The organism is Glutamicibacter creatinolyticus (assembly GCF_006094275.1).
Lineage (GTDB): Bacteria > Actinomycetota > Actinomycetes > Actinomycetales > Micrococcaceae > Glutamicibacter > Glutamicibacter creatinolyticus.
In genome coordinates this window covers 596,667-613,601 of sequence record NZ_CP034412.1, presented here as the reverse complement: position 1 = coordinate 613,601, position 16,935 = coordinate 596,667, and the positions used below count along the sequence as shown (strand labels likewise).

The 16,935-nt window shown below is 69.9% G+C and carries 14 protein-coding genes and 1 riboswitch; of the genes, 6 read left to right on the top strand and 8 right to left on the bottom strand.

The features are described 5' to 3' along the window. Positions 1-14: 14 nt before the first annotated feature. Positions 15-1,310, top strand: coding sequence for a sensor histidine kinase (locus tag GcLGCM259_RS02835; protein WP_175419302.1), 1,296 nt, complete (start codon positions 15-17; stop codon positions 1,308-1,310). Further along, entirely contained in the window at positions 1,307-1,942 is a 636-nt protein-coding gene (locus tag GcLGCM259_RS02830) for a response regulator (protein WP_138925698.1), read from the top strand. The genes GcLGCM259_RS02835 and GcLGCM259_RS02830 overlap by 4 nt, the downstream gene beginning before the upstream one ends. Positions 1,943-1,985: 43 nt before the next feature. On the opposite strand, the gene GcLGCM259_RS02825 is transcribed toward GcLGCM259_RS02830, so the two are convergent. Next, positions 1,986-2,342, bottom strand: coding sequence for a VOC family protein (locus GcLGCM259_RS02825; protein WP_138925697.1), 357 nt, complete (start codon positions 2,340-2,342; stop codon positions 1,986-1,988). 99 nt (positions 2,343-2,441) lie between these two features. After that, on the bottom strand, positions 2,442-3,398 hold the full coding sequence (locus GcLGCM259_RS02820; RefSeq protein ID WP_246049719.1) for a LysR family transcriptional regulator: 957 nt from the start codon (positions 3,396-3,398) through the stop codon (positions 2,442-2,444). 128 nt (positions 3,399-3,526) lie between these two features. On the opposite strand from GcLGCM259_RS02820, the gene GcLGCM259_RS02815 reads away from it, so the two are divergent. Next, positions 3,527-4,921, top strand: coding sequence for an MFS transporter (locus tag GcLGCM259_RS02815; protein ID WP_138925696.1), 1,395 nt, complete (start codon positions 3,527-3,529; stop codon positions 4,919-4,921). A 127-nt stretch (positions 4,922-5,048) separates the two neighbouring features. Here the strand turns inward: GcLGCM259_RS02815 and GcLGCM259_RS02810 are convergent, their stop codons facing one another. Next, a complete protein-coding gene (locus GcLGCM259_RS02810; RefSeq protein ID WP_138173526.1) occupies positions 5,049-5,912 on the bottom strand; it encodes a bifunctional methylenetetrahydrofolate dehydrogenase/methenyltetrahydrofolate cyclohydrolase in 864 nt (287 codons plus the stop codon). Between the two features lie 56 nt (positions 5,913-5,968). Beyond that, positions 5,969-6,056: riboswitch (ZMP/ZTP riboswitch) on the bottom strand. 142 nt (positions 6,057-6,198) lie between these two features. On the opposite strand from GcLGCM259_RS02810, the gene GcLGCM259_RS02805 reads away from it, so the two are divergent. From GcLGCM259_RS02805 to GcLGCM259_RS15675, 3 genes are all read left to right on the top strand, one after another. Next, positions 6,199-7,371, top strand: a complete 1,173-nt coding sequence (locus GcLGCM259_RS02805) for an NAD(P)-binding domain-containing protein (RefSeq protein WP_246049717.1) — start codon at positions 6,199-6,201, stop codon at positions 7,369-7,371. Positions 7,372-7,423: 52 nt separating this feature from the next. Further along, positions 7,424-8,269: a formyltetrahydrofolate deformylase gene (purU, locus tag GcLGCM259_RS02800; RefSeq protein ID WP_138173524.1), complete on the top strand. Its 846-nt coding sequence runs from the start codon at positions 7,424-7,426 to the stop codon at positions 8,267-8,269. A gap of 122 nt (positions 8,270-8,391) precedes the next feature. Then, positions 8,392-8,910, top strand: a complete 519-nt coding sequence (locus GcLGCM259_RS15675; RefSeq protein WP_138173522.1) for a gamma carbonic anhydrase family protein — start codon at positions 8,392-8,394, stop codon at positions 8,908-8,910. Between the two features lie 107 nt (positions 8,911-9,017). Here GcLGCM259_RS15675 and GcLGCM259_RS02790 read toward each other — a convergent pair whose 3' ends face one another. The 5 genes from GcLGCM259_RS02790 to GcLGCM259_RS02770 all read right to left on the bottom strand — a co-directional run bounded on the left by GcLGCM259_RS02790 (position 9,018) and on the right by GcLGCM259_RS02770 (position 16,907). Further along, entirely contained in the window at positions 9,018-10,826 is a 1,809-nt protein-coding gene (locus tag GcLGCM259_RS02790) for an HNH endonuclease signature motif containing protein (protein WP_138925695.1), read from the bottom strand. Between the two features lie 133 nt (positions 10,827-10,959). Continuing rightward, positions 10,960-12,174 carry a cystathionine gamma-synthase gene (locus GcLGCM259_RS02785; protein WP_138925694.1) on the bottom strand — a complete coding sequence of 405 codons (1,215 nt, stop codon included), beginning with the start codon at positions 12,172-12,174 and terminating at the stop codon, positions 10,960-10,962. After that, positions 12,171-13,502: an O-acetylhomoserine aminocarboxypropyltransferase/cysteine synthase family protein gene (locus tag GcLGCM259_RS02780; protein ID WP_138925693.1), complete on the bottom strand. Its 1,332-nt coding sequence runs from the start codon at positions 13,500-13,502 to the stop codon at positions 12,171-12,173. Before GcLGCM259_RS02780 ends, GcLGCM259_RS02785 begins: the two co-directional genes overlap by 4 nt. A 49-nt stretch (positions 13,503-13,551) precedes the next feature. Continuing rightward, entirely contained in the window at positions 13,552-15,903 is a 2,352-nt protein-coding gene (metE, locus tag GcLGCM259_RS02775; protein ID WP_138925692.1) for a 5-methyltetrahydropteroyltriglutamate--homocysteine S-methyltransferase, read from the bottom strand. Between the two features lie 83 nt (positions 15,904-15,986). Continuing rightward, positions 15,987-16,907, bottom strand: a complete 921-nt coding sequence (locus GcLGCM259_RS02770) for a methylenetetrahydrofolate reductase (RefSeq protein WP_138925691.1) — start codon at positions 16,905-16,907, stop codon at positions 15,987-15,989. Between the last annotated feature and the right edge of the window lie 28 nt (positions 16,908-16,935).

Below are 16,935 nucleotides of genomic sequence, written 5' to 3'. Positions count from 1 at the left end.
ACGATGATGGAGGGGTGAAGATCGATTTTTCGCATACCCGACGGCGGTTCATCAGCGGCGAGCAGGAGCCGGAGGTGGCCATCACCTACCTGGTGCTGGCCGTGGTGCTGCATGCCGCCGGGCTGGTGAACACCCCGGTGTTGCCCGCAACGCTGGTGGCCTGGTGGCCGCTGGTGCTGCTGGCCGGCGTCGGGTGCATCCTGCTGCGCCGCCGCGCCCCGCTGCCCTGCTCGTTGGGCATGGCCGCGGCCGGCTCGGCACTGCTGGCGATGGGCAGCATCGGCGGCTACTTCCTGATCTTCGAAACCGTGTTCACGATCTTCCTGCTCTGTCCGCCGCGCACCCGCAATGTCACCGGAACACTGCTGGCCACGTTCACGGTGCTGGCCGCCGCCGCGCAATGGGCCAGCGACGCCGGGGCCAGCGCGGTGGTGCTCACCGTGTTCACGATCGGGTTCGTGCTGTTCACCCCGATGCTCTGGGCCCAGAACGTGCGCACCGCCAAGGAGCTGGCCGCCAGCCAGGCCGAACGGGCGCGGCAGGCCACCGCCGCGGCCCGGCAGCGCGAACAACTGCTGCGCACCGAACATGCGGCTGCGGTGGAGGCCGAACGCACCAGCCTGGCCCGGGAAATGCATGATGTGCTCTCCGCCCGCTTCTCCTCCATGGCGTTGCTCTCCGCGGCGGCGCTGAACCGGGTCCCGGCATCCAGTCAGGACCCCGCCTGGCAGGCGATCCGCCGACCGGTCGGCGAAATCCGCCGGGAGGCGCTGGCCGGGCTGGAGGAAATGACCCGGATGGTGCGGATGCTGCACGCCGGGGCACCCCAGGCCCTGCGCGCCACCCTGGACAGCGCCAACGCCCTGATCGAGGCGCACCGGGCCGGCGGACGCACCATCGACTACACCGGTGAGGTGGACCCGTCCCAGGTGGGTGCCGCCGCGCAGACCGCCGCCTACCGCACCATCAGCGAACTGCTGGTCAACCACTCCCGCCACGCCCCGCACACCGCGCTGCGCCTCGTCGTGCGCGCCCACGGCGGCCAGCTGCGGATCACCGCCGCCAATCCGCTGCCCGGCCCGGACAACACGCCGGACCCCGCCGCGGACGCCGCCTTCACTCCCCCGCTCGTCCCGCACGGCGGCAGTGGACCGGGCGCGGGATCCGGGCTGCGGAACATCGCCGCGCGCGCCCAGGCGCTGGGCGGCCAGAGCCACTGGCAGATCGACCAGGGACAGTTCACGGTGCACGTCACCCTGCCGCTGCAGCCCGGCCCGGGCGGCGGCACCGACAACCAGGAGGTTTCATGAAGGTCCTGATCGTTGACGATCATTCAGCGGTGCGCCTGGGCATCCGGATGGTGCTGGAGGCCAGTTCGCGGATCGAAGTGGTCGGCGAAGCCGCCGACGGCCGCCAGGCGTTGGCGATGGCGCGGGCGCTGGGCCCGGAGGTGGTGCTGATGGACCTGCGCATGCCGGTCATGGACGGGATCGCGGCCACCGCTGCCCTGCGCGAACACGGCACGGCCAAGGTGCTGGTGCTGACCACCTTCGACGACGATGAGTACCTGTTTGGGGCGCTGCAGGCCGGTGCCCACGGCTTCCTGCTCAAGAGCGCCGAACCGGAGCAGATCATCGACGCGGTGCTCGCGGTCGCCGCCGGCCAGGCCGTGCTCAGCCCGGAGCTCACCGCCCGGGTCATCAGACGGGCCGTGCGGCCAGCACCGGCCGCTCCGCCGCGCGAGCCGCTGCCCGAAAGCCTGACCGAGCGTGAAATCCAGGTGCTGCGGGGGCTCGGCCAGGGCCTGAGCAACCCGCAGATCGCCGCGCAACTGGGCATCGGCGAATCGACGGTGAAAACCCATGCCTCGCGGGTCATGGACAAGCTGGGGGTGCAGACCCGGCTGCAGGCGGCGCGGGTGGCCTTCGCCCAATGGGGGTAGGTGCCCGCTCCAGGCCGGGCCAGGCCCGGGAACCGCGGACTTGCTACCAGCTGACCAGGCAGAAGGGATGCTGCTGCGGGTCCAGGTAGACGCGGAACGTCTTGGTGCCCTCTCCGGTGGCGGTGGCACCCAGCGCCAGCACCTCGGTTTCGGCCAGGTCCAGGTCCTTGACCCGCACGTCGATGTGCGCCTGCTGCGGGTGCACATGTCCCGGCCACTGCGGCGGAACATACGGGGTGACGGCCTGAAACGCGATGGCGGGACGATCCGGGGCGTCGCCGATGCTCACCCAGTCCGGGTCATTGTCGATCCTGACCATGCCCAGCAGCCGCTCATAGAACCCGGCCAGTTCATCGGGATCATCGCAATCAATTACCAGTGCCTGCCATGTGCCGATCATCGGTCCATCACTCCCGCCAAATGTTGGTGCCGTGCCTGTGGTGCTTGCCATTATGCCTCGTGCAGGCGCTCGCACAACAGGCTCCGGCCACCGGATCGGCTACCGCGATCGGCTTCCGGGCAGCTCGGCCAGGGCGCGCTGCTCGGCCATCGCCTGGCCCATCAGGTCGGTGGCGTAATCCACCAGCGCCTGAACCCGCGGGGACAGGGTGGTATGTCGGGGACTGATCGCGACCACCGAATTGGGGTAGTTCGGTGGACTGAGCCGGCGGAAGGCCAGGGCCCTGCCCTCCAGGGACAGCTGGGCGTTGTTCGGCCTTTCCATCAGCATCCCGTACCCCAGCCCACGACCGACCATGGCGCTGACCAGGATCATCTGCGGCAGCGAGGCAATGATGTGCGGGTCAAGACTCTGCGCGGCGAACAGCTGCAGGACATAGTCCGTGCTGGGAGTGGATTCGTACATGATCATCGGTTCGTCCACCAGGTCCCGCAGTTGCAGGGGCCGCTCCAGGGCCGCCAATGGGTGCTGCGGGTGCAGCAGCACCTGCATCTCGGTCTCGTAGACCACCTGCTTGCGCAAATCCGGGGGCAGCATCAGATCGTAGACGAAGGCCACGTCCAGCTCCCCGGAATTCAGCGCCGGGATCAAATCGTCATGCGTGCCCACCTGCACAGAGACCTGCACCCGGGGGTGCAATGGCGGGAAGCCCTCCATGATGGCCGGAATCAGGTGTGGGGAGAGCGAGGCGAAACAGCCAAAGCGCACCGGTCCGCGCAGCACGCCCTCGCGGTGCGGGAAGGTCGCGTTCAAATCCTCGACCTCGGCCACGATCTTGCGGGCCAGGGAGGAGAAGTAGCGTCCCGAGGCGGTCATCGTGATCCCGTGGGCCTTGCGGCGCAGGCACAGCTGCTCCCCCGCCAGACGTTCGATGGTGTTCAGCGCCTGGGACAGCGCGGATTCGGAAATGTGAAGCTCGGAAGCAGCGGACCCCAGGGTGTCATGTTCGGGCAGTTCCGCCATGATTTGCAGATGTCGCAGCGAGAATCCAGACACTTCTTAAGACTTCCTTCAAAACTATTGCAGATATTTGAAGTTTACCTTACGTGTGTGCGGTGCAACACTGAGGTGACACAAGACTCAGGCGGTGGTCACGCACGACACACCGTCAACCGAGGAGCAACATGAGCATCGCCGCTTCGCCCAACACCCGCATTGAAAAATCCAACCAACGGCGCGTCGCCTTCGCCACGGTCATCGGCACCACCGTGGAATGGTATGACTTCTTCATCTACGCCACCGCCGCCGGGCTGGTCTTCCCCCAGCTGTTCTTCGAACCGGCCGGCAGCAGGATCGGACTGCTGATCTCCTTCGCCTCGGTCGGCATCTCCTTCCTGTTCCGCCCACTGGGGGCCTTCCTGGCCGGGCACTACGGGGACAAGATCGGCCGGCGGGCCATGCTGGTGCTCACCCTGTCGCTGATGGGTGCGGCCACCACCCTGATCGGCGTGCTGCCGACCTACCACACCGCCGGGCTGCTGGCCCCGGTGCTGCTGCTCTTGCTGCGCATCCTGCAGGGCGTTTCCGCCGGCGGGGAATGGGGCGGCGCGGTCCTGATGGCCGTCGAGCACGCACCGAAGGACCGCCGCGGCCGAGCCGGAGCCTACCCGCAGGTGGGCGTGCCGCTGGGCATGCTGCTCGCCTCGGGCATGATGGCGCTGATGACCGGGGTCATCTCCCCCGGCGACGCATTCCTGAACTGGGGCTGGCGCGTGCCGTTCCTGGTCAGCTTCGTACTGATCATCATCGGGTACTTCGTACGCCGCGCGGTCGATGAGTCCCCGGTGTTCGAGGAGATCGCCGAGAAGAAGGCCCAGACCAAGGTCCCGGTCGTGGAGCTGTTCCGCAAGCACTGGCCGCTGGTGCTGATTGCCGCCCTCGTCTTCGCCGGCAACAACGCCGCCGGGTACATGACCACCGGCGGATTCTTCCAGAACTACACCACCGACCCCGAAGGCCCCATCGGCCTGGAACGCACCGACGTGCTGCTGGCCGTGGCCTTTGGTGCCGCGATCTGGCTGGTGATGACCCTGATTTCCGGGATCATGGCCGACAGGATCGGACGGGTGCGCACCTACCAGATCGGTTTCATCGTGCTGGCGCTCTCCCTCTTCCCGGTCTTCGCGATGGTCAACTCCGGGTCGCTGGTGATGCTGTACCTGGCCTTCGGGGTTTTCTCCATCGGCCTGGGGCTGACCTATGGGCCGCAGGCGGCCCTGTACTCGGAGATGTTCCCGGCCTCGGTGCGCTTCTCCGGGGTATCGATCTCCTACGCGATCGGCGCGATCATCGGCGGCGCGTTCGCCCCGACCATTGCCACCGCCCTGGTGCAGGCCACCGGCGGAACGAACGCCGTGGCGCTGTACCTGCTGGCCTTCTGCATTGTTTCCCTGCTGGTGGTCAGCCTGATCCGTGACCGCCAGGGCATCGACCTGTCCTACACGAACCAGGCGGAACAGGAAGTCGGGGCACTGGTGGTGGGCCGCGGGCCCGCGACCGAGAATGAACCGGTGAAGTAGTTCCGGCTCGACGCCTCGGCCAGCGGCCGGCACCGGAGCTGTGACAAAGGCTTGGGCCCTGCGGAAAAACCGCAGGGCCCAAGCCTTTCTCGCTTACGTTCCCCCCGCTGCCGGCGCCGCGCGTCGGCTAGGAGGCCTGGCGTTCGGCGGTTTCCACCACATTGGCCAGCAGCATCGCCCGGGTCATCGGCCCCACGCCGCCGGGGTTCGGGGAGATCCAGGAGGCGTGCTGCGCGGCGTCCGGATCGATATCCCCGGTGACCTTGCCATCAACGCGCGAGACGCCAACATCCAGCAGGATCGCGCCGGGCTTGATCGCGTCGGCCTTGACCATGTGGGCCTGTCCCGCGGCGGCGATCACCACGTCGGCCTGGGCCAGCAGCTCGGGCAGATTGGTGGTGCCGGTGTGGGCCAGGGTGACGGTGGCGTTCACATCACGGCGGGTCAGCAGCAGGCCCACCGGCCGTCCGATGGTCACCCCGCGGCCGATCACCAGCACGTGCTTGCCCTTCAAATCCAGCCCATGGCGCGAGAGCAGCTCCACGCAGCCGGCCGGGGTGCAGGGGGCGGGGCTGGTCAGCGGCTTGTTGACGTTGGCGACCAGTCGGCCCAGGTTCATCGGGTGCAGGCCATCGGCATCCTTGGCCGGGTCCATCGCCTCCAGGATCACGTCCTGGTCGATGTGCTTGGGCAGCGGCAGCTGCACGATGTAGCCGGTGCAGGCCGGGTCCTCGTTCAGCTCGCGCACCTTGGCCAGCAGCTCCTCCTGGGTGGTCTGCTCGGGCAGGTCCACGCGGATGGACTCCAGTCCCACCTCCGCGCAGTCGCGGTGCTTGCCGCGCACGTACCAGGCCGATGCCGGGTCATCGCCGACCAGGATGGTACCCAGCCCCGGGGTGATCCCGCGCTCCTGCAGGGCCGCGACCCGCTGGGTCAGTTCCTGCTTGATCTGTTTTGCGGTCGCCTTGCCGTCGAGAATCTGGGCGGTCATGGGGTGTCCTTTCGTTCGCGAGCCCCGGCCGGGCGGGGCATCGTCGATGGTCAGGTTCCGCAAACCCAGGCGCGCGGTCTGCGGTGGAATGTCGGTTTTCGCTCCCCGGTGGTGATCCACCCAACGCCAGTTACGAGTTGAAGTTCAGTCCGTCACCGAGTTTATCGAATGCGGCGGGAATGTTGCACGTCATGTGAGCGTTGCAACGGGCAGGAGGTTGACACGTCAATATGATTTGGCGGGTGGCCCCGGACCGGATGGCACGAGTCAAGGAGTGAGCTCAACGGTGGATCGCGGCAAGTTGCGCACCAGGTACCATACGGTGGTCATCGGCGCCGGGCAGGCCGGCCTGTCGGCCGGATACCACCTGCTGCGCAGGGGGATGCGGCCCTGGGTGGACTTCGTCATGCTCGACGCCAACGACGGACCCGGCGGGGCCTGGCGGGACCGCTGGGACTCACTGACGTTCGGCAAGGCCCACCACCTGCACCCCCTGCCGGACTTCGAACTGGCCACCCCGGACCCCACCGAGCCGGCCTCGGCCGTGGTCAGCCGCTACTACGGGGAGTATGAACAGCACATGGGCCTGCCCGTCTACCGCTCGGGCCCGGTGGTTTCGGTCAGTCGCAAGGGAACCGGTTCCGCGGCGGGGTTCGAAGTGGAACTGGCTGATGGCACCGGGCTGCAGGCCACCACCGTCATCAACGCCACCGGCACCTGGAGCAACCCGTTCTGGCCCAGCTACCGCGGCATGAACACGTTCACCGGCCTGCAGGTGCATACCTGGAACTTCACCGGGGTCCAGCAGTTCGCGAACCGGCGCACCCTGGTGGTCGGCGGCGGGGCCAGCGCCACCCAGTTCATCGTGCAGCTGGACGCGGCCGGCATCGACACGCGGTGGTCCACCCGCACCCCACCGCGCTGGAAGGACTTCGCCAGCACCAGGGACTGGGGGCTGGAGGTCGAACGCCGGGTCACCGAGGACACCCGGGCCGGGCGTCCGCCGCGGCCGGTGGTGGCCAACACCGGCCTGCCGCTGACCGGGCAGATGCGTGCGGCGATCGCCTCCGGGCTGATGATTTCCCGGGGCCCGATCTCCCGCCTGGAGGCCGATGCGGTGGTGTTCAGCGACGGCAGCCGCGAACGCATCGACGCGATCCTGTGGGCCACTGGATTCCGTCACGCGCTGAAGCACCTGGCGCCGCTGAAGCTGCGCACCGCCCAGGGCGGGATCCGGATGTCCGCCGATGCGGTCAGCGCCGCCGACCAGCCCGGACTGTATCTGGTCGGCTACGGGGCGTCGGCCTCCACCATTGGGGCCACCCGTGCCGGACGACGGGCCGCCATCGCCGCGATCAAGCACCTGAAGCAGCATGCCTCCGGCATGGCGGGCACGGAGGCGAGCGGCTACACGACTGTGCACCCAGAGGAGAAGTCACCGCAATCGCTGCGGGTGTGATCTTTGCTCATCAATTCGGTGCCGGGGCGCCAGCCCACGTATTTTGGAATGCATGAGCAACCACTTCATCGTCACCCTCTCCTGCGTCGACCGTCCGGGCATCGTCCATGCCGTCTCCGGGGGCCTGTTGGGTGCCGGTTGCAACATCACCGAGTCGCAGCAGTATGAGAGCCCGGATTCCAACACCTTCTTCATGCGCATCGAGGTGGCCACCGGGCACACCCTGGACCAGGTCATGGCCCAGCTGGCGCCCATCCGCGACGAATTCGGCATGGACCTGAAGGTGTTCGAATCGTCCCGCCGCACCCGCACCATGATCATGTGCTCCAAGGCCGGGCACGCGCTGAACGACCTGCTGTTCGCCCAGCGCGCCGGCACCTTGCCGATCGAGGTCCCGGTGATCGTCTCCAACCATCGTGACCTGCAGCCGATGGCCGAGTTCTACGGGGTGGACTTCGTGCACCTGCCGGTGACCGCCCAGAACAAGGGCCAGGCCGAGGCCGAGCTGCTCAAGCTCGTGCAGGAGCACGGGATCGAACTGGTGGTGCTGGCCCGCTACATGCAGATCCTCTCCGACTCGCTGTGCGAGCGCATGGCCGGACGGGTGATCAACATCCACCATTCCTTCCTGCCCTCCTTCAAGGGCGCCAAGCCCTACCACCAGGCCCACGCCCGCGGCGTGAAGCTCATCGGCGCCACCGCCCACTACGTCACCGCCGATCTGGACGAAGGGCCGATCATCGACCAGGAAGTCACCCCGGTCAACCATTCACGTACCGCCGCCCAGCTGGTGGAGCTGGGGCGCAGCGTCGAGGGGCGCACCCTGACCCGGGCCGTGCAGTGGCATGCCGAGCATCGGGTGATGCTCGACGGGCAGCGCACCATCGTCTTCTCCTAGCGGCTTCCTGCGAGCCGCTTTTCCGAGCCGCTTTTCCGGGCCGCTTGTGCGAGCGGCGCGGTGGTGTCATCTGCGCGGGCCGGAATCGCTGCCGGTTCGTCCCCTGAACTACAGTGGGTGCCATGGCTCACATTATTACCATTGACGGCGCCACCCCCAAGGTGGCGCAGAACGTGTTCGTTGCCCCCACCGCGACCTTGAGCGGGGATGTGGAACTCGGCGAGCGCGCCAGCGCCTTCTACGGCGTTTCGGTGCGCGGGGATTCGGCCCCGATCCGGGTCGGCGCCGGAACGAACCTGCAGGACAACGTGGTGCTGCATGCCGATGCCGGTTTCCCGTGCACGGTGGGCCAGTCCGTGTCCGTGGGGCATTCGGCGGTGGTGCACGGGGCCAGCGTGGGCGATGGGTGCCTGGTGGGCATGAGCGCCACGATCATGAACGGCGCGGTGATCGGCGAGCAGTGCCTGGTGGCGGCCGGGGCGCTGGTGCTGGAGGGAACCCAGGTTCCCCCGCGCAGCCTGGTGGCCGGGGTTCCGGCCAAGGTGCGCCGTGAGCTGACCGAGGAAGAGGTCGCGGGATTGTCAAAGAACGCGGACACCTACCTGGAGCTTGCCGCCAAGCACCTGGCCGCCAATTCCTAGGGACGCGAGCGCCGAGCCGGCGGAAACCGGCCTGGATTGGACGCCGCGTGGCGGCAGTGGTGGTGTGCTGTCCTCGACCGTGACCGGTCGGGGCAGTCCTATGTGTTTCAGACGGCCAGCCGGTCGGCGGCGGCCTGCTCGGCCCGGGCGGCCGTAAGCGCCTCGGAGGGGCTAAGCCAGTAGGTGTTGATCCGCGGGCGTTGATGGGGGTCCAGATCCTTGGGCAACAACACCATGGGTGGGCCGTCTTCGTTGCGGATCACCGTAAACAGGCCGCAGTGCCGGGCATGGTGGTGCATCGGGCAGAACAGGCACCCGTTATCGATGCTGGTCTGCCCGCCTTCGTCCCAGGGTGTGATGTGGTCGGCCTCGCATCTGGAGGCGGGCATGGTGCACCCGGGGTAGGCGCACCCGCGGTATTTGGCCCGCAGGCCCTTGCGCATGTAGTTCGGGAAGAGCCGGTTGGTGCGGCCGATGTCCAGGATCTCGCTCTTGGTGCCAAAGACCGCTGGGCGCAGGATCCCGTTGCAGAGCATGGCCCGCATCGCGGCCGCGGAGATGGGGATGCCGTTTTCCGTGACGGCGAAGTCCTTGCCGTCGGCGACCATCTTGTCGTAATCCATGATGACCGTGATCTCGGGCTGCACCACCCCCACCTGCTTGCCGGTGCCGCTGTGATCGGCGCGCAGCAGTGAAAGCAGCGCGATCAGGTGGCGGAATTCGGGGCGCAGGTCCTCGAAGGGCTTGAGCAGCTCCTCGGGGAACCGGTCCGTTCCGCCCAGCTGGCCAAAGGCGCCGGCGCCTTCCCCCGCCCCGGGGGTTTGCGCGGGGCGGGCATCCGGGGTGGGCGGTGCTGCCGTGGGCGGTGCTGCCGTGGGCGGTGTTGCCGTGGGCGGAGCCTGCTCGGCGGCGTTGGTGGTGGCGGACGGGTCGTGAGGGCGGGCCCAGTCGGGCATGGTGTCCTGCTCGCCCCACTGCGGCGGTAGGCTGGCAGAGCCGGGTGCGGGGGCCTGGGCGCCCGCAGGCTGCTCATCGGCGTCCGGTTCCGGGGTGGGCCGGGCGTATTGTTCGTTGACCAGGGCCTTGAGCTCGTCCCGGTTGCCGGCGATGGTTTTGGGGTTGTCGATCTGCACGCACAGGGATTCGATCAGCTCCGCGTCCTGGGGCATGACCTTGAGCAGGTAGTGCATCAGTCCGCGCCGCATGCCGCGGCGGAACAGCCCGGCCTCGCCCAGCAGGGCCGCCAGTGGACGGTTCTCCCCCAGGGATTGCTCGATCAGCCGCGGCAGGTGCCGGCGTGCGGTGCCCGGTTCGTGCCGGATCAGCGTGATCGCGTCTTCCTGCAGCCGTTCGCACGCTTCGCCGGCCTGCGGTCCGGCACCCAGGTCCGGTTCGGCCTTGCGCAGCTGCCGCGCGGCGGTGAGCACCAGGGCCGGGTTGGTGTCGGGGTTGGCCAGTTCATCGCCCAGCCGCCCGAAGCGTGGCGCGGTGCGCTGCCCGGCCTCGGTGATCCCGGCGACCAGCGCGTCGGCCATGTTGATCCGGTCCTGGGCGACGCCGACGCCGAGGTTCAGCCACCCCTTGTACAGGTCCACGGTGTTCTTGAAGTAGCTGCGCCCGGTGGTTTTCCGGCCGCGGGTGCGCGCCAGGTCCTCGACGCTGGGCCGCAACCCGGCCTGCCGGATCGCCTGGTAGGAATCGGGCTCCAGCAGGTGGGCGCCGCTGGCCCGCAGCCCGTGGGCGGCGTGCACCTGGGCGCGGGTGAGGCGTTCGCCGGCCTGTTCCACAAGCCAGGCGAAGTAGGCGGCATGCCCGGCAGCCGGTTCATCCGCTGCAAAGGCCGCCGTCGCGCTGTCGATCAGGTTGACCGCCTGGGCCAGCTGATCCAGCGCCGCTTCGGTGCCGGAGGTGTTCATGGCCCCATCATGCCCCCGGCAGCCAGCCTGCACACCGGCGCCCCGGCCTGCTGTGGATAACAAGGCCGCCGGCCGCCGGGACAGCGGTACCGCCGCCCCGGGGCCGCTTGACCAGCCTGCCTGGGCAGCACAGCTAGCGCGGGGTTGGCACCAGCTTCCCGGTCGGGCGCCGTGCGGTGCCGGCACCGGCGGTGCGCGCCGCGCCGAGCCCCCGCTCCAGGTCGGCCAGCAGGTCCTCGGGCTCCTCGATGCCCACTGAGAGGCGCACCAGGTTCGCCGGGACTTCCAGCGGGGTGCCGATCAGCGAGGCGTGGGTCATCTCCCGGGGGTAGCAGACCAGGGATTCCACCCCGCCCAGGGAGACCGAGAGCTGGAAGTAGTGCATGGATTCGGCGAAGGCGCGCGCGGCGGGCTCATCGGCCAGCGTCAGGGAGAGGATCCCGCCAAAGCCGCGCTGCTGCCGGGCGGCCAGCTGGTGCCCCGGGTGTTCCTCAAGTCCCGGGTAGTAGACGCCGGTGACCTCGTTGCGGGTCTGCAGCCAGCGGGCGAGGCCTGCGGCGGTGGCGCAATGCCGTTCCATGCGCAGCCCCAGGGTCTTCAGCCCGCGGGCGGCCAGGTAGGAATCCTGCGGCCCGCACACCGCCCCGCCGGCGAACTGCTGGTAGCCGACCGCCTCGGCCAGCGGGGTGCCGCGGTGCAGGTGCTCGGTGACGATGACCGCTCCGCCCAGCACGTCCGAGTGCCCGCCGATGTACTTGGTGGTGGAGTGCACCACCGCGTGGGCGCCGAAATCCAGCGGGCGCTGCAGGTAGGGGGTGGCGAAGGTGTTGTCCACCACCAGCAGGGCGCCGGCGTCCCTGGCCAGCTGCGCCCAGCCGGCCAGATCGGCGATGCCCAGCAGCGGGTTGGAGGGGGTTTCAAGCCACAGCAGCGCCGTGTTCGGGCGCAGGGCCGCGCGCACCGCATCCAGGTCGGTGATCGGCACGGCGCTGGCGGTGATCCCCCACTTGCGGTGCAGCCCGGTGATCAGCCGGTGGGTGCCGCCGTAGCCGTCGGCGCCTAGCACGATGTGGTCGCCCGGGGCCAGCACCGCGCGCAGCAGCGCGTCCTCCGCGGCGATGCCCGAGGCGAAGCCGAACCCGGCGGCCCCGCCCTCCAGGGCGTTGAGCTGGGTTTCAAATCCGTTGCGGGTGGGGTTGGAGCCGCGGGAGTATTCGTGCCCGGCCCGCAGCACGTTAATGCCGTCCTGGATGAACGTGCTGGTCTGGTAGATCGGCGGGATGACCGCGCCGGTGGCCGGGTCCTTGGCCTGGCCGGCGTGGACCGCCAGCGTGTTGAAGCCGCTCATGCGATGCTCACTTTCGGTGCGGGGGCCAGACACGGGGCGCCGGGTCCGGGGCGTTCGGCCAGCGCCGCGTTCAGCGCATGGTCCAGGTCGCGGATCAGATCCGCCGGGTCCTCCAGCCCCACCGACAGGCGCAGCACCGCCGGGTCCAGCCCGGCCTCGGCCAGCTGGGCGGCGGAGAGCCGGCAGTGGGTCATCGTCGCCGGGTGGGCGACCATGGTGCGCGTGTCCCCGATGTTCGCGGCCAGCGCGATCACCTGCAGCCGGTCGATGACCCCGGGCACCAGGGCCGCGTCGTGCAGCTGAACGGCCAGCACGCTGCCGGTGCCGCGCGGAAAGAGGGCGGCGGCGCGCCGGTGGTGGCGGTGCTCGGGACGGCTGGGGTGGTGCACCCGGGCCACGGCCGGGTGGGCGGCCAGGAAGCGGGCCAGCAGCTGCACGTTGTGCTGCACCGCGGCGGCGCGCACCGCCAGGGTTTCCATGCCGGTCAGGATGCTGTGGGCGCTGGCCGCGGAGAGGGTGGGGCCCAGGTCGTGCAGGAACTTTGAGCGCACCAGCATCGCGTACGCCCCGGCCCCGTGGCGTTCAAGCAGGCTGGACCCGGCGTAGCGTTCGCGGCCCCGGGCCAGCTGGGGCCAGCGCTCGGCGTCGGAGAAGTCGAAGCCGCCCCCGTCGATGACCACCCCGCCCAGCACCTGCCCGTGCCCGGCCAGCGCCTTGGTGGCCGAATGCACCACGATGTCCACCCCGTGCTGCAGCGGCCGGAAGTTCGCGGGGGTGGCCAGGGTGTTGTCCACCACCACCGGGATCTGGTGCCGGTGCGCGATCGCGGCCAGCCGGGGCAGGTCGGGCACCGTGGACAGCGGGTTGGTCACCGATTCGAGGAAGAACGCCCGGGTGTCCGGCTCGATCGCCGCCTGCCAGGCGTCCGGGTTGTCCGGGTCCACGAAGCTGACCCGGATCCCGAAGTCGTGGAACGTGTCGGTCAGCAGGTCCACAGTGCCCCCGTAGAGCTGGTTGGAGACCACCAGGTGCCGCGGGCCCTGGGTGAGGGCCAGCAGGGACAGGGCCACGGCCGCCTGCCCGGTGGCGGTGGCCACCGCGTGCGCCCCGCCCTCCAGGGCGGCGGCGCGCTGTTCGAACACCGCCACCGTCGGGTTGCCGGTGCGGGAATAGGTGAAGCCGGCCTGGCGCAGCGCGAACTTCTCCACCGCATCGGCGTGCGAGGTGAATTCGTAGGCCGCGGAGGGGTACAGCGGCACCGTGAGGGGACGGTGCTCGCCGCCGGGGCTGTATCCGGCGTGGATCGCTGTGGTGGACTGCTGCGCCATGGCTGGCTCCTTTACTCGTGCTGGTGCGTACCGGTGGTGGTGCGCGGGGTTAGATCGCGGCCAGCTGGTCGGCGCGCACCTGCCGGGCGGCGGCGACCAGGTTGGCCAGGGAGGCGGTGGTTTCGGCATAGCCGCGGGTCTTCAGCCCGCAGTCCGGGTTCACCCACAGCGCCTGGCGGTCCACCGAATCCAGGGCGGTGCCGATCAGCTCGGCGATCTCCTGCTGGGAGGGCACCCGCGGGGAGTGGATGTCGTACACGCCCGGGCCGATGCCGCGGCGGTAGCCGAAGGACTTCAGGTCCGCGGTCACCTCCATCGCCGAGCGGGCCGCCTCGATGGAGGTCACGTCCGCGCCCAGCGCGTCGATCGCGCCGATCACCTCACCGAACTCCGAATAGCACAGGTGGGTGTGGATCTGGGTGCCGGCCGCCGCCCCGCCGGTGGCCAGGCGGAAGGCGTCCACGCTCCAGCGCAGGTACTCCGGCTGGGCGGCGGCACGCAGCGGCAGCAGTTCACGCAGCGCCGGCTCGTCGACCTGGATGATGCGGATCCCGGCCTGCTGCAGGTCCTGGATCTCATCGCGCAGCGCCAGCGCCACCTGCCGGGCACTGGTTTGCAGCGGCACGTCATCGCGCACGAAGCTCCAGGCCAGGATCGTCACCGGCCCGGTGAGCATGCCCTTGACCGGCTTGCCGGTCAGCGAGGCGGCGTGGGAAATCCAGGGCACGGTGAACGCCGCCGGGCGGGTGACGTCGCCGAAGAGGATCGAGGGGCGGGTGGCGCGTGAACCGTAGGACTGCACCCAGCCGTGCTCGGTGACCGCGAACCCGTCGAGGTTCTCCGCGAAGTACTGCACCATGTCGTTGCGTTCGGCTTCCCCGTGCACCAGCACATCCAGCCCCAGCTCCTCCTGCAGCGCGATCACCCGGGCGATCTCCTGCTCCACGAACCGGCGGTAGCCCTGGTCGTCCAGGGTTCCGGCGGCGTGGGCGGCCCGGGCGGCGCGCACCTCAGCGGTCTGCGGGAAGGAGCCGATGGTGGTGGTGGGCAGCAGCGGCAGCTGCAGGCCCGCCCGCTGCGCGGCGGCGCGCTGCTGCTCATCCGGGCGCTGCAGGTCCTGCTCACCCAGCCCGGCCAGGCGTTCACGCACCGCCGGAACCGTGGTGCCCGGGTAGGCGGCGCGGGCGGCCAGCGCCCGCTCGGTGGCCACCAGTTCGCGGGCGATCGCATCCTCCCCGTGCTCCAGGCCGGTGGCCAGGGTGAGCACCTCGCTGACCTTCTGGTCCGCGAACGCCAGCCAGTCGGCCAGCCCCTCGGGCAGGTTCCCCTCCAGGGCCACATCGTGCGGCACGTGCAGCAGCGAGGTGGCGGTGCCCACCGCCAGGCGTCCGCCGGCGGCGGTGACCGCCTGGCGCAGGGCGCGCAGCGCGATCAGCGAGGCGCCCAGGTGGTTGCGCCACACATTGCGGGCATCCACGATCCCGGCCACCACGGTGGTGCCCTGCAGCTGGCCAAGGAATTCGGGCTGCGGGGCCACCCCGCGCACCAGGTCCACCTGCACCGCGTCCACACCGGCCCGGGCCAGTACCCCCAGGCCCTCACCGGGGCGGGTGAGCTGCCCGGCGGTGCCGTACCCGGTGGTGACCAGCAGCGCCGGGCGCGGGCCGGAGGACAGCTGGCGGTACACGCGTTCGGCCAGGCCGCCGGGCACCGCGTGCCGGGCACCGGCCTCGGTGACCAGGGCCGGCTCATCGAGCTGCACCCAGCCCACCCCGGCGGCGGCCAGCTCGGCCAGCAGCTGGGCGTAGACCTCAACGAGCTCATCGATCCGGTGCAGCGGCGTGAACCCGGAGCGGGCGGCGCCCTCCTCGGCCTTGGCCAGCAGCAGGAAGCTGATCGGGCCGACCAGGGTGGGGCGGATGGTGTGCCCGGCCCGGGCGTGGGCGGTGAAGTTCTCCAGCAGCCCGGCGGGGTTGGCGCGCAGGGTGGTGCGCTCGCCGAGCTCCGGGACCAGGTAGTGGTAGTTGGTGTCGAACCACTTGGTCATTTCCAGTGGGGCGCGCTGCGCGTCACCGCGGGCCAGCGTGAAGGCGTCGGCGGTGCTCAGCGGGGCGCTGAGCACCTCGGCGAAGCGGGAGGGCACCGCCCCGAGCGCCACCAGCGTGTCCAGCACCTGGTCGTAGTAGGCGTGGTCCCCGGGCAGGGAGCCGTTCGCCGGGTCAAGCCCCAGCTGCACCAGGCGTTCCAGGTTCTGCTGCTGCACGGCAAAGGCCCGCTCGTGCAGCTGCTGCTCGGTCAGGGTGCCGGCCCAGTGCGCCTCCAGCGCCTTTTTCAGTTCGCGGCGCCGGCCGATGCGCGGGTAGCCGAGGATGCTGGCCTGCGGGAAGTGCTGCTTGCTCATGGTGTTCTCCTAGTTTTCTGCCGGGCCGGGGTGCCCGGCCGGGTCGTTGGGCAATTCGGTGGTTCGTCGGTGGAAGCGGGCGCCTAGGCCCCGCTGTGGGCGGCCCAGGATTGGGCCAAGGTGCTGCGGGCGCCGGGCAGCTGCAGCTGCTCGATCACGTCCAGGCTGCCGCGGTGGTCGTTGAACGTGTACAGGTGCAGCCCCGGGGCCCCGTCATCGAACGCCGCCCGGGCCAGGTCCACCGCCCAGCGCACCCCGATGCGGTGGCGTTCGGCGTCGCTGGTCGCGCTTTGCAGCGCGTGGGCCAGGATCGGGTCCGGCTGCACCCCGGTCAGCGCCGCCAGCCGGTTCAGCCGGCGCAGCGAATTGAGCGGGATGATGCCGGGGATGATCGGGATGCACACCCCGGCGCGGCGGGCCGCGGCGAGCAGTCCCCGGTAGTCCTCGGGCTGGAAGTAGACCTGGGTGATCGCATAGTCCGCCCCGGAGCGCTGCTTGCCCAGCAGCACCTCGATGTCGTGCTCGAAGCTCGGGGACTCGGGGTGGCGGTGCGGGTAGGAGGCCACCCCCACCCCCAGCCGGCCTCCGGCCAGGGAGGCGGCGTGTTCGTCCTCCACCTGGCGGATCAGCTCGATCAGGTAGCGGGCGAACGGGAATTCACCGCGCCAGCCCTGCGGGTCCTGCGGCAGGTCACCGCGCAGCGCCAGCACCCCGCGCACCCCCAGGGCGATGAAGTGGCGGATCAGCACGCGCAGCGACTGCGCCGACTCCCCCACACAGGTCAGGTGCGCCAGCGGGCGCAGCTTGGTCTGGGTGACGAGGTGTTCGATCAGCGCCAGGGACTGGGCGCGGCGGGCCGGGGTGCCCGAATAGGTGACCGAGACGTAGTCCGGGCTGGTGTCGGCCAGCTGCTCGATGCTGTGGTAGACCGACTCGGCCACCTCGCGGTTCACCGGCGGGTAGAGCTCGTAGGACAGGGACGGTGGGGCCACCGAACCGGGCATGTGTTCCTCCTCGTGTCAGCGACGAGGC

What these genes read in the sequence shown, in the direction of transcription:
- GcLGCM259_RS02830 (WP_138925698.1), top strand. Translation starts at nt 1,307, where the DNA reads ATGAAGGTCCTGATCGTTGACGATCATTCAGCGGTGCGCCTGGGCATC.
- GcLGCM259_RS02825 (WP_138925697.1), bottom strand. Translation starts at nt 2,342, where the DNA reads ATGATCGGCACATGGCAGGCACTGGTAATTGATTGCGATGATCCCGAT.
- GcLGCM259_RS02815 (WP_138925696.1), top strand. Translation starts at nt 3,527, where the DNA reads ATGAGCATCGCCGCTTCGCCCAACACCCGCATTGAAAAATCCAACCAA.
- GcLGCM259_RS02810 (WP_138173526.1), bottom strand. Translation starts at nt 5,912, where the DNA reads ATGACCGCCCAGATTCTCGACGGCAAGGCGACCGCAAAACAGATCAAG.
- purU (WP_138173524.1), top strand. Translation starts at nt 7,424, where the DNA reads ATGAGCAACCACTTCATCGTCACCCTCTCCTGCGTCGACCGTCCGGGC.
- GcLGCM259_RS15675 (WP_138173522.1), top strand. Translation starts at nt 8,392, where the DNA reads ATGGCTCACATTATTACCATTGACGGCGCCACCCCCAAGGTGGCGCAG.
- GcLGCM259_RS02790 (WP_138925695.1), bottom strand. Translation starts at nt 10,826, where the DNA reads ATGAACACCTCCGGCACCGAAGCGGCGCTGGATCAGCTGGCCCAGGCG.
- GcLGCM259_RS02785 (WP_138925694.1), bottom strand. Translation starts at nt 12,174, where the DNA reads ATGAGCGGCTTCAACACGCTGGCGGTCCACGCCGGCCAGGCCAAGGAC.
- GcLGCM259_RS02780 (WP_138925693.1), bottom strand. Translation starts at nt 13,502, where the DNA reads ATGGCGCAGCAGTCCACCACAGCGATCCACGCCGGATACAGCCCCGGC.
- metE (WP_138925692.1), bottom strand. Translation starts at nt 15,903, where the DNA reads ATGAGCAAGCAGCACTTCCCGCAGGCCAGCATCCTCGGCTACCCGCGC.
- GcLGCM259_RS02770 (WP_138925691.1), bottom strand. Translation starts at nt 16,907, where the DNA reads ATGCCCGGTTCGGTGGCCCCACCGTCCCTGTCCTACGAGCTCTACCCG.